The organism is Ancylobacter sonchi, from assembly GCF_018390695.1.
Lineage (GTDB): Bacteria > Pseudomonadota > Alphaproteobacteria > Rhizobiales > Xanthobacteraceae > Ancylobacter > Ancylobacter sonchi.
Map to the genome: position 1 here is coordinate 407982 of NZ_JAHBGF010000046.1, position 13345 is coordinate 421326.

Sequence of the window (13345 nt, forward strand, 5' to 3'; positions counted from 1 at the left end):
CGCAAAGATGCGCCTATTTCGCGGCCACCATCACCGCCGCGCCGGCCATTGCCGTGCCGCAGGCGCGGTTGATAAGGCGGATCGCCCGTTGGCTGGCCACCATGCCGCGCGCCCGCTGTGCGAGGCCGACATAGAGGCCGAAGACGAGCGTCAGCACCAGCACGATGATCGCGCACATTTCCAGAAAGGCGAATGTCGTCAGGTGGTTGAGGTCGATGATGGTCGGCAGGAGCGCGAGGTAGAACGCCATCGCCTTGGGATTGCCGAGCGTCATGCCCAGTCCGGTCAGGAACAGCCCGGCTGGCGATCCGCCCGGCTTCGGCGCTGTGGCGGCGATGGCATGCGCGGGGGCCGTCCACAGTTTCCAGGCGAGGAAGACCAGGTAGAGCGCGGCTGCCAGCCTGACGAGCACGAAGAGCGAGCCGAGCGTCGCGGCCAGCGCCGCCAGCCCCAGCGCGGCGGCTGTCAGCCAGACCATGTCGCCCAGGATGATGCCGGCGACAAGCGGGACTGCGCCTTCGCGGCCATGCGCCAGCGTGCGGGCGACTAGCGCGATCACGCTGGGCCCGGGCGAGGCGGCGGCCAGCGCGAGAGCGGCAGCGAAGACGAACAGTCCCAACGGATCCATGCCCCTACGTGCGCGCGTGCGCGCGAAAGGTCAAGGAATAAATTATCAAAATAACTCAATGCGTTGGGCGTATCAAATCGCAGCGGTGGCGATGTGCCCGGGAGTGACGTCGAAGCGCTCGGCGCCCTTGGGCAGCGCAGCGAAGGCGGCCGGGTCGGCGCCGGTCATCCAGACCTGTCCGCCGAGCGCCCGGAGCGTCGCGAACAGCGCCTCGCGGCGGGCGGGGTCGAGATAGGCGACGACATCGTCGAGCAGCATGATCGGGCTCATGCCGGCCATTTCGCCGACCAGCCGGGCATGGGCGAGGATGAGACCGATCAGCAGTGCCTTCTGCTCGCCGGTGGAGCCCTGTGCCGCCGGCATCTGCTTAGGGCCGTGGCCGACGATCAGATCCGACAGATGCGCGCCCTCCAGCGTGCGGCCGGCCGCCCGGTCGCGTGGCCGGCCCTCACGCAGCACGCCGCGATAGCCATCTTCGACCTGGGTGGCCGGTAGGCGGGCGAGCTCGCGCTCGATCTCGCCGTCGAGTGCCAGCGTTGCCCAGGGAAAGGCGGATCCGTCGTCGCGCCCGGCGACGATACCGGCGGAAAGTCGGCGGACCGTCTCGAGGCGCGCGGCAGCCACCGCTACCGACAGCGACGCTAGTTCCTGTTCCACGGCATCGAGATAGCGCGGATCGGTGCGAGGCTCCTCCAGCAGGCGATTGCGAGCCCGCAGCGCCCGCTCCAGCGCGTTTACCCGCGCCCCGTGCTCGGCATCGACGGCGAGCACCAGCCGGTCCAGGAAACGGCGCCGCTCGGCCGGCGGGCCGGTGAACAGGCCGTCCATCTCCGGCGTCAGCCAGATTACCCGTACGAAATCGGCGAAGGCGGCGGCCGAGCCGACCGGTTCGCCATCGATGCGGCACCGGCGCGAACGCGTCTCGCCGGTCGGGTCGGGTTCCTGGCCGGTACCGAGGGTGACCTCGCCCTGGGGTCCGTCGAGCGTCGCCGAGATCGCCCAGCCATCGGCCCGGCCACCCTCGTGACGGCAGGCAAACTGGTCCAGCGCCGCGCGGCGCAGGCCTCGGCCGGGCGCCAGCAGCGAGATGGCTTCGAGGATGTTGGTCTTGCCGGCGCCGTTCGGGCCGATCAGCACGACGGTGTCCGACTGGGGGCGCAACTCCGCGGCCTTGTAGCTGCGAAACTGCGTCAGCCGCAGGCGGGCGATGCGTGTGGCGGGAGGGCTCACACGCGCATCGGCATCAGCACGTAGAGCGCGCCGCGCTTGTCCGGGTCCTGCACCAGCGTCGGCGAGCCGGGATCGGCGAATTTCAGTTCCGCCGTCGAGCCCTCGATCTGGCTGGTAATGTCGAGGAGGTAGCGGCTGTTGAAGCCGATATCGATCGCCTCGGCGGCGTATTCGACCTCGATCTCCTCGGTCGCGCTGCCGGAATCCGGATTGGTGACCGAGAGGGTGAGCTTGCCGTCGGCGATCGACAGTTTCACCGCTCGGCCACGCTCGCTTGCCACCGTCGAGACGCGGTCGACCGCGGCGGCGAAATCCGCCTTCTCGACCACCAGCGTCTTGTCGTTGTTGAGCGGGATGACCCGGCCGTAATCGGGGAAGGTGCCGTCGATCAGCTTCGAGGTCAGCACCACGCGGTCGAGCGAGACGCGGATCTTGGAGGCCGACAATTCGACGGTGACTTCCGCCTCGCCGTTCTCGGCAAGGCGCTGGATCTCGGCGACAGCCTTGCGCGGCACGATGATGCCCGGCATGCCGGCGGCGCCGGCGGGCGCCTCGGTCTGCGCCTGCGCCAGGCGGTGCCCGTCGGTCGCCACCGCACGCAGCACCGGGCCGCTCGCTTCGGTGACGTGGAAATAGATGCCGTTGAGGTAGTAGCGGGTCTCTTCGGTCGAGATCGCGAACTGGGTCTTGTCGACGAGGCGCCGGAGTTCGCCGGCCGGCAGCGTGAAGCGATGGCTCATCTCGCCGGCGGCGAGGTCGGGGAACTCGGTTTCCGGCAGCGTCTGCAGCTGGAAGCGGGAGCGGCCGGCGCGCACGGTCAGCGTGCCGCGGTCGCCCGAGGTCTCGATCTGCACCTGCGCGCCCTCGGGCAGCTTGCGCACGATCTCGTAGATGGTGTGGGCCGGCACCGTGGTGGCGCCTTCCTGGCCGACCTCGGCCGGAATGGTCTCCACCACCTCGATGTCGAGGTCGGTGGCGCGCAAGGCAAGGCCGCGCGCATCGGTGCGCATCAGCACATTCGCCAGGATCGGAATGGTATTGCGCCGCTCGACGACCCGGTGGACATGGGCGAGAGATTTGAGGAGCTCGGCCCGCTCGACGGTGACCTTCATGGCCGCGACACCCATGGCTTTCGAAAAAGGGGAGAGACTGCCCAGGGCGCGGGATGAAGCGGGCGCTGCCTCACATCGCGCCCCGGCGGGCGGCGCGGGCGCGCCGCCGGGCTGACGACATTGCCGCCAGACCCTTCGCAATACAAGCCCACCATGCCGCAGTGCGGCGATTTCGTGGGGATAAGCGACGGCCTTGGCGGCCGGACTATTCGCTGACCAGCCGCTTCAGCGTCTCGACCTCGCCGGCCAGCACGCTATCGCTGCCGACCAGTCCCTCGATCTTGCGCACGGCGTGCAGGACGGTGGTGTGGTCGCGCCCGCCGAAGCGCCGGCCGATCTCGGGAAGCGAGCGCAGGGTCAGCATCTTGGCGAGGTACATCGCGATCTGGCGCGGCTTCACCACATTGGCGGTGCGGCGCTGCGACAGGATGTCGGCGCGGGTGACGTTGTAGTGCTTGGCGACGACGCGCAGGATGTCGTCGACGCGCACGCGCTTCGGCTCGGAGGAGCGCACGAGGTCGCGCACCGCCTCTTCCGCCATATCGAGCGTGATGGCGCGGGAGGTCAGCTGGTTATGCGCCAGCAGGCGGTTCAGCGCGCCGTCGAGGTCGCGACCGTTCTGGCCGCAATTGCGGGCGATGAACTGCAGCACGTCCTGCGGTACGCTGAAGCCGGGATGCTGCTGGGCAAGCGCGGCGACGCGGCTCGCCAGGATTTCCAGCCGCAAATCCTCGTCGAGCGGGTCGATCTCGACGACGAGACCGCCGGCGAGACGCGAGCGTACCCGCTCCTCAAGCGCGTCGAGCTCGGACGGCGGCCGGTCGGCGGCAATGACGATCTGCCGGCCGGAATCCATCAGCGCGTTGAGCGTGTGACAGAATTCCTGCTGCACGCTCTTGCCCTGCAGGAATTGCAGGTCGTCGATCACCAGCGTGTCGATCTCGCGGACCTGCTCCTTGAAGGCAAGCGCCGACTGGCTCTTCAGCGCGGCGATGAAGCCGTACATGAAGCGCTCGGCGGTCAGGTAGACGACGCGGCGGCCGCGCTCGGCGCCGGCGGCGACGATGGCCTGGAGAAGATGCGTCTTGCCGAGGCCGACCGCGGCATGGAGATAAAGCGGGTTGAACACCGCCGGGCCGCCGGCGGGCGCCTGCGCCACCTTGAGCGCGGCGGCGTGGGCGAGGCGGTTGGAACTGCCGAGCCGATAGGTGCCGAAGGTGAGGCGGGCGTCGAGCGGCGAGCCCGAGCCGAGGTCCGGGGCGCCGACGACGACGGCAGGGGCGGCCACGGGCGTGGGCTTGCTCTCGGCAGGCTGGCGCGCCGGCGCGGCGGGCTCGCTGCGGACGATCACCGGAATCTGGCCGGGGCTGCGGAGCACCGCGGTGCGGACCGACAGCTCGACCCGTGAATCCGCGATTTCCTCGCGCCACAGGGTGTTGAGCCGGTCGATATAGTGCTGCTGGATCCAGTTCTTGAGGAAGCGGGTCGGCACCGACAGCCGCACCGTCTCGCCGAATATGCCGTCCAGTTCCACCCGGGCGAACCAGCTCAGATAGACCTCTTCGCCGATCTCGGCGCGCAGGCGGCGGCGCACCCGGTCCCAGAAGCTGCGCGGATCTCCGTCGAAGCCATCGGCGTCCGCGCTTCCGCGAGGCGGCACGGCGATGGAATCGGAAACAGACGTCTCGGCAATGCTGGACTTGAACATGGAGGCTCCGCGGCTTTTTGGGCGGTTTATTGGAAACACCGGTCGGCGGCACGTCACGCATGCGTCAAGACGATGCGTGGACGCGCGACAAGCGCGACGGTGAGGGCTATCGGAGTTGAGTGGCCGTCAGCGCGGCCGTGTCACCGACGTCAGGCCGGCGGCCCGGAACAGGAGGGCAACGCGGATGAACAGGATTCCTCGTGGGGGTTCGGCAGATCGCGGCCGTTGGACATTCCCCGAAGCCAGCGGTTGCTGCTGGCGGATCCTGTGCGCGTCAGATCGAGCGCGCCCATTCGCGTGAACATAAGAGCCCCTTCGCGGCAAGTGCATTGCCGTCCCTGTTGACGTTTATTGCTTTCAGGTGACGCTATATACGAACGCTACTAGAATTCCGACGGAGGGGTGAGGTCATCCGACGCTGGCCTCCGTCATTCTCGGCGTACTCTATATACGTGGAGAAAGCGGATGCTATGGACAACATGAAATCCCCCTCCTCACGTGCAATGAGTAGTTCAAAAACTCAACTTTTCGCTGAGATATCCGGCCTCGCCGGATGAAGAGACCATACACAGGGGCTCCCTCTCGCGCAACGCTCTTGGCGGCGCCGGCGGCTCACGGAGTGGCCGAATCGGCTTCCCGGCCCCGGCCCCTTTCGGGATGCTAGTCGGCAAATCTCTGACTCCTCTGGAAGATTCGGGAAGCGGGCGCAAACCGGGCCGAAACAGGTTTTTTTCCGTCGCGCCCGATGGAAGCGCCTTCCGGCGGTCGATTCGACGGCGCGTGTAGGACGTGCCATCTAAGATATTGATTTTATTATTGAATATTTGTGCGCCCGTTAACGGTTTCCGGCGTTCGCGACAGGATTGTCGCTGCGTTAATGGGTCCGGAGAGTCAAGTTTGGAATGCCGACCTCGGGCGAGGTCGATAACCTCTGTGTCGTTCATGTGACGCCCGCGCGGCGCCGCTTTTCCTGGCCCTTGGAGGGAGGGGGAAGAGGGAGGGGCGTCACAACGCAGAAAGCCCGGCAGGGTGCCGGGCTTTCGACTACTTCAAGTTGCAGTCCGTCGAGGCGATCAGGCGCTGAGCTTGGCGAGACGCTGGCTCAGGCGCGACACCTTGCGAGAAGCGGTATTCTTGTGAAGAATCCCCTTCTGCGCAGCGCGCATGATCTCCGGCTCTGCCGCCTTCAGGGCCACGGCAGCCGCGGCGCCGTCACCGGAAGCGATGGCTTCCTCGACCTTGCGCACAAAAGTGCGCATGCGCGAGCGGCGGCTCGCATTGACCTCAGTGCGCCGCGCGATCTTGCGGGCCGCCTTCTTGGCGGAGGGCGTATTGGCCATCGGCCGTCCTCTTCGATCGTCGCCGGGCCAGCGGGGCCGTACCGGCAGGAATGTCATGTGACAAAAGGGAAGCGGGCGCTCCATGAAGAGCCCCGCGTGAGTGGCGGGCTTATAGTCGGGGGGCGCCTCGGCGTCAATAGCGGCGGGTATTTACCGGTTGTTAAAGTTCGGGCCGCGCTTCTCGACAAAGGCGCTCATGCCCTCCTTCTGGTCATGGGTGGCGAACAGCGCCTGGAACAGTCGGCGCTCGAAGCGGATGCCCTCGCCGAGGGTGGTCTCGAAGACCCGGTTGACGCTCTCCTTGGTCATCATCACCGACGGCAGAGAGAGATTGCCGATGGTGTCGGCGACCTTCATGGCCTCGGTCATCAGATCGGCCAGCGGGACGACACGCGAGACGAGGCCGTACATATCCGCCTCGGCGGCGGTAAGTGTCCGTCCCGTCAGGCACATTTCCATCGACTTCGCCTTGCCGATCGCGCGGGTGAGCCGCTGCGAGCCGCCGGCGCCGGGCATGATTCCGAGCTGGATCTCCGGCTGGCCGAAGCGGGCATTGTCGGCGGCGAGCAGGATGTCGCACATCATGGCGAGCTCGCAGCCGCCGCCCAGCGCGTACCCCGCCACCGCCGCGATCACCGGCTTACGGAACCGCGACAGCCGCTCCCACGAGGTGATGAAGTCGTCGGAATAGGTGCCGGGGAAGCTAAGTGACTGCATTTCCTTGATATCCGCACCGGCGGCGAAGGCGCGCTCCGAGCCGGTGAGGATGACGACGCTGATGCCGGTATCGGTCTCGAAGGCGTCCAGCGCCCGGTTCAGTTCGCCGATCAGCGCCGAGTTGAGGGCGTTCAGCGCCTTGGGGCGGTTCAGGGTGATGGTGCCGACACGCCCGTTGGTCTCGACCAGGATGTTCTCGTAAGACATTGGTACGTCGTCCCTATTTCTGGCAGCTCGTGCAATGGAAGGTGGAGCGCCCGGACTGGACCAGCCGCTCGATCGCGCCGCCGCAGCCCGGTGTGAGGCAGGCTTCGCCGGCCCGGCCATAGGCGCGGAAGGAATGCTGGAAATAGCCGAGCGTGCCGTCGACCTGGGCGTGGTCGCGCAGGGTGGAGCCGCCGGCGCGGATCGCCTCCTCCAGCACCTCGCGGATCGCCGTGACCAGGCGGTCGATCGGGCCGGTGGGGTGGACGATGCGACCGATTCCCGGCTCCGACTGGCCGATGGGGCCGACGAGGCTGGCGGCCATCCGGTCCGGGGCGATTCCCGCCCGGTGCAGCGCCTCGCAGACATAGATGTTGCCGAGCCCGGCGACGACGGTCTGGTCGAGCAGCACTGCCTTGATGGGGGAGCGGCGGCCGGCGCAGGCCGCCGCCAGCGTCGCGGCGTCGAAGGCGTTGCCGAGCGGCTCGGGCCCGAGGTCGCGGAACAGCGGGTGCTCCTCCAGCCCGTCGCGTGGCACCAGCAGCATCGCCCCGAAGCGGCGGGGGTCGTTGTAGACGATGCGGGCGCCGCTCTCGAAGCCGAACTCGACATGGTCGTGCGCCGCCGCCTTGGAGCGGGGGAGGGCGAAGGCGCCGGGCGCGTGCGGATCCGTCTCCGGCAGCTCGATGCGGAAGGAGCCGGACATGCCGAGATGCATGACCAGCGCCTCGGCCGGCTGGTCGTTTGTCGCCTCGAGGTCGGCGACGAGATATTTCGCCCGCCGCCCCAGCCCGGCGACGCGACGCCCGGCGAGCCGTTCGGCGAAGCGCTCCGGCAGCGGCCAGCGCAGATCGGGCCGCCGCGCCACCGCCTCGACGAGGCGCATCCCCTCCATCACCGGCGCGAGGCCGCGGCGGACGGTTTCGACTTCGGGCAGTTCGGGCATTGGCGGCTCCGGAGTGGCGCTCCTCGCGGGAGCGCACTCTATATAAGAGAGAGCCCGGCGAGAAACCTCTCCAGCCCGGGGGCGTCGGTGAAGCGGTGGGCGTGCAGGCCGGCGGCGAGCGCGCCGTCGATGTTCACCTGCTTGTCGTCGATCATCACCGCCTCCTGCGGCGCGGCGCCGTAGAGCGCGGCGAGGCGGCGATAGATGTCCGGGTCCGGCTTCTTGGTGTTGAATTCGGCGGCGACATGCATGGCGCGGCCGAACACCGCCCGCAGGTCGGGCACCAGAAGGTCGAAATGCTCCTTCATGATGTGCCCGTTATTGGTGAGCAGCGCGATCGGCGTGCGCTGGCTCACCCGCACCGCGAGTGCCACCGAATCCGGAAACAGCGTCATGGCGAGGGCGCGGGTGCGCGCCCATTCCGCCCGGCCGAACGGCACGCGCAGCGCGGCGGAGACGGCGGCGAGATAGGCATCGGCATCGAGCCGGCCGGCATCGGCGGCATCCTCGATGCCGTCCTCCCAGATCAGCCGGGCGACGTCGTCGAGGCCGAGCCCGGCGAGCTCGGCGATCGCCTGCTGGCGCGCCGCCACATCGTAATGCAGCAGCACGTCGTCCATGTCGAAGATGACGAGGCGGGGAGAAGGGGAGGGGGACATCGCCGCCCCCGTCACGGCAGGGCGTCGTATCCCTCGCCGAAGCCCTTGAGGCTCAGCGGGATGCCGATTCCCTCTTCCGGGGTCTGGAACACGATGAAGGTGGCGTTCTGGCCGGTGCGCAGCTGCTGCGTCAGTTTGTCGTCGAGCACTACCTCGGCGACGCAGCCATTGGGCACGCAACGCACGAAGCCGGCGCGGCCGACATCGGTGCTGTCGATCTTCAGCCCGAGGCCGGAGGGCAGCAGCACGCCGAGCGGGGCGAGCACGCGCAGGAGGCGGCTCTGGCCGTCGGCGGTCTTCAGCACGATGACGGTGAGGCCGACATTCGGCCGGTCGTCGGCCTGCACGCTCTGCAGCAGCACGCACTGCTCGGACTGGGCGCCGGGCGGCGTGTCGCAGCGGATCTGCCATTCGCCGTGCACCGAGCGCACGACGCCCTGGGCATGCGCCGACCCGCCGGCGAAGCCGAGCAGGACGAACACCGCCAGAATGGCAGGGTGGAGGGCCGGGAAGCCGCGCATGGGCCTTGTCTCCCAATCAGGATTAGTCGTTCCGGGCGAAACCCGGGACGACGATAATAACGAGCGGTGAAGAAAGGGCGAATCGCCACGCGGACGACAGCGCTCCTTCCCGGGTCCCGATCGGACCCCCGCGGCGCAAGGGGGTTACAAGGCTTCCACGCGATGTCAAGAATGCGGCGGCCGGTTCACGGCCTTGCGCCCCGCTTCCCGTGTTCACGTTGCCTTCATGCCCCGGCCGGACGGGCTCCGGCGGGCCCGGACAGGGGTGTCCCGGCGGGTAGAACCGTTCCAGGCACCCGACGTCTTGTCGCAGAGGCAGAGGCGGTTGTTTCGTTGCCCGGTGGGTTATTTTGTGTTTGATGAAGATCAAATGTGACCGGCTAGAACCGTCTTGCGGAGATCGACCGGAAGGACGGAGCGTCGAGGGGAGTGACGATCGCGATGAACGGGCGGACGAGCGGTAATCGGACCAGCCGTAACTGGATCAGCCCCGCCCTGCGCACCGGCGCGGGCCTCGCCGGCGCCGCCGCCGGCCTTCTCGGACTGGCCGGGGCGGCCCTTGCCGATACCGGCAAGCCCTCGCCCTGGCAGATCAACTTCCAGGGCGCGGCGAGCCCGGTGATGGAGAGCATCCACTCCTTCCATCTTTTCCTGCTCGCCATCATCGTCGCGGTGGTGCTGCTGGTGGCCGTGCTGATGGCCGTCGTGGCGGTGAAGTTCAACGAGAAGGCCAATCCGGTGCCTTCGCGCACCACCCACAACACCCTCATCGAGGTGCTGTGGACGGTGGTGCCGGTGCTGATCCTGGTGGCGATCGCCATTCCCTCCTTCCGGCTGCTGTTCCTGCAGCTCGACCTGCCCAAGGCGGACCTCACGGTGAAGGTGACGGGCCACCAGTGGTACTGGTCCTACGAATACCCCGACAACGGCCCGTTCGGCTTCGACAGCATGATCGTGCAGGACGCCGACCTCCAGCCCGGCCAGCCGCGCCTGCTCGCGGTGGACAATGAGGTGGTGGTGCCGGTGGGCAAGAACGTCCGCATCCAGGTCACCTCGGCCGACGTGATCCACTCCTTCGCGGTGCCCTCCTTCGGCGTGAAGATCGACGCCCTGCCGGGCCGCCTGAACGAGAGCTGGTTCCAGGCGACCAAGGAGGGGGTGTATTATGGCCAGTGCTCGGAGCTGTGCGGCAAGGACCACGCCTTCATGCCGCTGGCCGTCCGCGTGGTGAGCGAGGCCGATTTCGCCGCCTGGGTCGAGGAAGCCAAGAAGAAGTTCGCGGCGGCCGAGGCCCCGGCCCGTGTCGCCGCCAACGAGAACGCGCCGCTGCCGGCCGCCCGCTGACGGGACGGCGGGCCGGATCGGAAGCGGAGCGGGCTCGTCGGGCCCAGGGATTTAAGAAGCGCGCGCAAGCGGGCGAGTGAGGGACGGATCTATGGCGACACATGCAGCCGGTCATGCGCAGGGCCATCACGCGCACGGGGGTGACCCGACGGGTTGGAAGCGCTGGGTCTATTCGACCAACAACAAGGACATCGGCCTGATGTACCTGATCTTCGCCATCGTGGCGGGGATCGTCGGCGGCGCCCTCTCCATCGGCATCCGCATGGAGCTGCAGCAGCCGGGGATGCAGATCTTCTCCGATCCGCAGACCTTCAACGTGTTCACCACCGGCCACGGCCTCATCATGATCTTCTTCATGGTGATGCCGGCGATGATCGGCGGCTACGGCAACTACTTCGTGCCGCTGATGATCGGCGCGCCGGACACCGCCTTCCCGCGCATCAACAACGTCGCCTTCTGGCTGCTGCCCCCGGCCTTCGCGCTGGCGATTCTCTCCCTGTTCGTCGAGGGCGCCGCCGGCTCCACCGGCTTCGGCGGCGGCTGGACCATCTATCCGCCGCTGTCGTCCAAGCTCGGCCATCCCGGCCCGGCCATGGATCTGCTGATCCTGTCGCTGCACATCGCCGGCGCCTCCTCGATCCTCGGCGCGATCAACCTGATCACGACCATCCTCAACATGCGCGCCCCGGGCATGACGCTGCACAAGATGCCGCTGTTCGCCTGGTCGCAGCTGGTGACCGCCTTCCTGCTGCTCTTGTCGCTGCCGGTGCTCGCCGGCGCGATCACCATGCTGCTCACCGACCGCAATTTCGGCACCACCTTCTTCGATCCGGCCGGCGGCGGCGACCCGATCCTGTTCCAGCACCTGTTCTGGTTCTTCGGTCACCCCGAAGTGTACATCCTGATCCTGCCGGGCTTCGGCATCATCTCGCACATCGTGGCGACCTTCTCGAAGAAGCCGGTGTTCGGCTATCTCGGCATGGCCTACGCCATGGTCGCGATCGGCGTGGTCGGCTTCGTGGTGTGGGCGCACCACATGTACACGGTCGGCCTGTCCTCCTCGACGCAGGCCTATTTCGTCGCGGCGACGATGATCATCGCCGTGCCGACGGGGGTGAAGATCTTCTCCTGGATCGCCACCATGTGGGGCGGCTCGATCTCGTTCCGCACCCCGATGCTGTGGGCCTTCGGCTTCATCTTCCTGTTCACCGTCGGCGGCGTGACCGGCGTGGTGCTCTCCAACGCCGGCATCGACCGCTCGCTGCACGACACCTATTACGTGGTGGCGCACTTCCACTACGTGCTGTCGCTCGGCGCGGTGTTCGCCATCTTCGCCGGCTGGTACTACTGGGCGCCGAAGATGTTCGGCTACATGTACTCAGAGACCATCGGAAAGCTGCATTTCTGGCTCACCTTCGTCGGCGTGAACCTGGTGTTCTTCCCGCAGCACTTCCTCGGCCTCGCCGGCATGCCGCGCCGCTATGCCGACTATCCGGACGCCTTCGCCGGCTGGAACTTCGTCTCCTCGATCGGCTCGTACATTTCGGGCTTCGCGGTGCTGGTGTTCCTGTACGGCATCTACCGCATGTTCGCCGCCAAGGTGCCGGCCGGCGCCAATCCGTGGGGCGAGGGTGCCACCACGCTGGAGTGGACTTTGCCCTCGCCGCCGCCGTATCACCACTTCGACGTGCTGCCGCGCATCAAGTGAGGGCGGGACGGACACGATGACCGACCGGACGGCGCGCCTCTCGCAGCGCCCGCCCGGCAGATGAAGCAAGCACCGCCCGTGGCGGTGTCCGAAGCAAGCACCGCCCCTTGGGGCGGCGTCTCCGACGAAAGCGCCGCCCGCGCGGCGGCGCAGTGAAGCCGCAGGCGCCGCCCCGCGCGGTGCTGGAGTGACGAGATGACCGACGTCGCATCGCGCGATTACGACCTCACCGCCAAGGAGCGCCCGCTCGACGGGCCGTCCTATGCCTCGGCGTCCGACTATTTCGCGCTCCTGAAGCCGCGGGTGATGTCGCTCGTCGTGTTCACCGCGCTGGTCGGTATCCTGCGTGCGCCGGGCGACGTGCATCCGGTGATCGGCTTCACCGCGCTGTTGTGCATCGCCATCGGCGCCGGCGCCTCCGGCGCGCTCAACATGTGGTGGGATGCCGACATCGACGCGGTGATGAGCCGGACCAAGCGCCGGCCGATTCCCGCCGGCCGCGTCACCCCGGGCGAGGCGCTCGCCTTCGGCATGACGCTGTCGGTCGGCTCGGTGATCGTGCTCGGCCTGCTGGTCGACGAGCTGGCGGCGGCGCTGCTGGCCTTCACCATCTTCTTCTATGTCGTGATCTACACGATGTGGCTGAAGCGCTCGACGCCGCAGAACATCGTGATCGGCGGCGCCGCCGGCGCCTTCCCGCCCATGGTGGGCTGGGCGGCCGCCTCGGGCGGCATCGGCCTCGAAAGCGTGATCCTGTTCCTGATCATCTTCTTCTGGACCCCGCCGCATTTCTGGGCGCTGTCGCTCTACAAGGCCGACGACTATGCCCGCGCCGGCGTGCCGATGCTGCCGGTGGTGGCCGGGCAGGCCGAGACGCGGCGGCAGATCCTGCTCTACACGCTGCTCCTGGTGCCGCTCGCCATGTCGCCCTGGTTCCTCGGCATGGCCGGCCTCGCCTATGGCGTGGTCTCCGGCCTCTCCGGGGCGATGATGCTGGCGCTCGCCGTGAAGGTGTACCGCATCCGCGAGGGCGCGGCGGCGACCAAGGCGTGTAAGCAGCTGTTCGGCTTCTCGATCCTCTATCTGTTCACGCTCTTCGCGGTGCTGCTGGTCGAGGCGCTGCACGTGCCGTCCTGGCTCTCCGGGCTCGGGATCTGAGCCGATGGCGCAAGGGAGCCTGACCATGGCCGAGCCGGAGACCCAGCGCCGCGATGCGTTGTCCGAAATC

At 67.8% G+C, this 13345-nt stretch carries 12 protein-coding genes; 3 read left to right on the forward strand and 9 right to left on the reverse strand.

Going from position 1 to position 13345, the window contains the following annotated elements:
• Nucleotides 1-13: 13 nt before the first annotated feature.
• The 9 genes from KHC28_RS26070 to KHC28_RS26110 form a co-directional block, all read right to left on the reverse strand.
• Complete coding sequence (locus KHC28_RS26070; RefSeq protein WP_214011287.1) at nt 14-628, reverse strand: LysE family translocator; 615 nt, start codon at nt 626-628, stop codon at nt 14-16.
• A 72-nt stretch (nt 629-700) separates the two neighbouring features.
• A complete protein-coding gene (gene recF, locus KHC28_RS26075) occupies nt 701-1858 on the reverse strand; it encodes a DNA replication/repair protein RecF (RefSeq protein ID WP_214011288.1) in 1158 nt (385 codons plus the stop codon).
• Nucleotides 1855-2970: a DNA polymerase III subunit beta gene (gene dnaN / locus KHC28_RS26080; RefSeq protein ID WP_214011289.1), complete on the reverse strand. Its 1116-nt coding sequence runs from the start codon at nt 2968-2970 to the stop codon at nt 1855-1857. Before dnaN ends, recF begins: the two co-directional genes overlap by 4 nt.
• Before the next feature lie 205 nt (nt 2971-3175).
• The gene (dnaA, locus tag KHC28_RS26085; protein ID WP_214011290.1) at nt 3176-4678 is read right to left on the reverse strand and encodes a chromosomal replication initiator protein DnaA; all 1503 of its coding nucleotides are present in this window, start codon (nt 4676-4678) and stop codon (nt 3176-3178) included.
• Nucleotides 4679-5751: 1073 nt separating this feature from the next.
• Entirely contained in the window at nt 5752-6018 is a 267-nt protein-coding gene (rpsT, locus tag KHC28_RS26090; protein WP_214011291.1) for a 30S ribosomal protein S20, read from the reverse strand.
• 150 nt (nt 6019-6168) lie between these two features.
• The gene (locus KHC28_RS26095) at nt 6169-6942 is read right to left on the reverse strand and encodes an enoyl-CoA hydratase (protein WP_214011292.1); all 774 of its coding nucleotides are present in this window, start codon (nt 6940-6942) and stop codon (nt 6169-6171) included.
• A gap of 13 nt (nt 6943-6955) precedes the next feature.
• Complete coding sequence (mutM, locus tag KHC28_RS26100) at nt 6956-7885, reverse strand: bifunctional DNA-formamidopyrimidine glycosylase/DNA-(apurinic or apyrimidinic site) lyase (RefSeq protein ID WP_214011293.1); 930 nt, start codon at nt 7883-7885, stop codon at nt 6956-6958.
• Between the two features lie 38 nt (nt 7886-7923).
• Entirely contained in the window at nt 7924-8544 is a 621-nt protein-coding gene (locus tag KHC28_RS26105) for an HAD family hydrolase (RefSeq protein ID WP_214011294.1), read from the reverse strand.
• 11 nt (nt 8545-8555) lie between these two features.
• Nucleotides 8556-9065, reverse strand: a complete 510-nt coding sequence (locus KHC28_RS26110) for an invasion associated locus B family protein (RefSeq protein ID WP_214011295.1) — start codon at nt 9063-9065, stop codon at nt 8556-8558.
• Between the two features lie 441 nt (nt 9066-9506).
• Between KHC28_RS26110 and coxB the strand changes: the two genes are divergently transcribed.
• From coxB to KHC28_RS26125, 3 genes are all read left to right on the forward strand, one after another.
• Nucleotides 9507-10409, forward strand: a complete 903-nt coding sequence (coxB, locus tag KHC28_RS26115; RefSeq protein ID WP_214011296.1) for a cytochrome c oxidase subunit II — start codon at nt 9507-9509, stop codon at nt 10407-10409.
• Between the two features lie 91 nt (nt 10410-10500).
• The gene (ctaD, locus tag KHC28_RS26120) at nt 10501-12117 is read left to right on the forward strand and encodes a cytochrome c oxidase subunit I (RefSeq protein ID WP_214011297.1); all 1617 of its coding nucleotides are present in this window, start codon (nt 10501-10503) and stop codon (nt 12115-12117) included.
• A 195-nt stretch (nt 12118-12312) separates the two neighbouring features.
• Nucleotides 12313-13275, forward strand: coding sequence for a heme o synthase (locus tag KHC28_RS26125; RefSeq protein WP_214011298.1), 963 nt, complete (start codon nt 12313-12315; stop codon nt 13273-13275).
• Nucleotides 13276-13345 lie beyond the last annotated feature (70 nt).